We start from the raw sequence: 1,185 nt of genomic DNA on the forward strand, positions 1-1,185 counted from the left end.
TCCGAAAACAGATTTACTAGAAAAATAATTACTTTTACTCATCGTATTTTGTATGTCGAAACACAAATTTACGATTCATTTAAAGAAGCCATCTTTTTGGCTTCTTTTTTTATCGGACAACAATGAAATAATATAAAGAAAAAACTAACACAATAAAAATAAAGCCAACCGTGAGTACATATAAACGTTTTTCATTATTAATTTTAGAAATAATCTTTTCTTTTTCAAATAACAGATGCGGGGTATCATAATATTGGGTTACATTTTTAGATAAAACATGATCATTTTTATTCAGGCTTTTATCTATTTCAATTAAACGATTTAAGTAATACAATTGCTTCTTATCATCGTTTAGTTTTTTAGAAATCTCAATAAGATTAATATAATTGTCTCTAATATCCGGAGTATATTCGTTAGAAATAACCATTATAGAATCTACTTTTTCGAAATACATTTTAGCTTTTTGCAAATTGTTTTCACCTTCTAAAATATTTTTACCTCTGTAATAATAACTAATCGCTAAATTTAATTTATCAGGAGAAGGATAAATCCATAAAATAACCTTATCCAATAGATTGTTACTAGTTTTGTATTGCTTTTTTAAATGATACGAAATTCCATTACTAAGAATAAAATATTTATAGTAACGATCTTTTTTATTAATCTCTCTTAAACGTACATTATTATAAAATAACGCTGAGTCAGTCTTTCCCAATCTGTTATACAAGTCAGACAATAGAAAGGTAGAATAACTAATTTCATCTGAAGAATTATCATTATTTGATTTTAAATAATAATAATGCTGCCTTACTAATGGTAGCGCTTCTTCATACTTGCCTAAATTAGTCTTGATTAAACCTATTTGCTGTTTGATGAAACTATTCTGTTTTATATTTTTTTCTTTTTCTGAATACTTCTCTGCTTTAAGCAAATTAATTAGCCCTTCATTCCAGTAATTATCATATAATAAATATTCGCTTTTTAAAATATAAGCCTTCGCCGGATATGTAAAATTACTTTTATTTACAGACAACAAAATTATAGAATCTAAATACAAAACTGCAAATTCTGGCAAAAGTGAGCATACCATTCCGGTAAAAGAGATCAGTTGATTCCGGTTTAAAGTGACCACCCTATTCTTGTAAAAGAGATCAGTTGATTCCGGTTCAAAGTGACCACCTCAAA

At 26.8% G+C, this 1,185-nt stretch carries 1 protein-coding gene; it reads right to left on the minus strand.

The features are described 5' to 3' along the window. Positions 1-109 precede the first annotated feature (109 nt). Positions 110-1,057, minus strand: coding sequence for a hypothetical protein (locus KHA90_RS25075; RefSeq protein ID WP_213308268.1), 948 nt, complete (start codon positions 1,055-1,057; stop codon positions 110-112). Positions 1,058-1,185 lie beyond the last annotated feature (128 nt).

This window comes from Flavobacterium psychroterrae (genome assembly GCF_018380615.1).
In the GTDB taxonomy this organism is placed as follows: Bacteria; Bacteroidota; Bacteroidia; order Flavobacteriales; family Flavobacteriaceae; genus Flavobacterium; species Flavobacterium psychroterrae.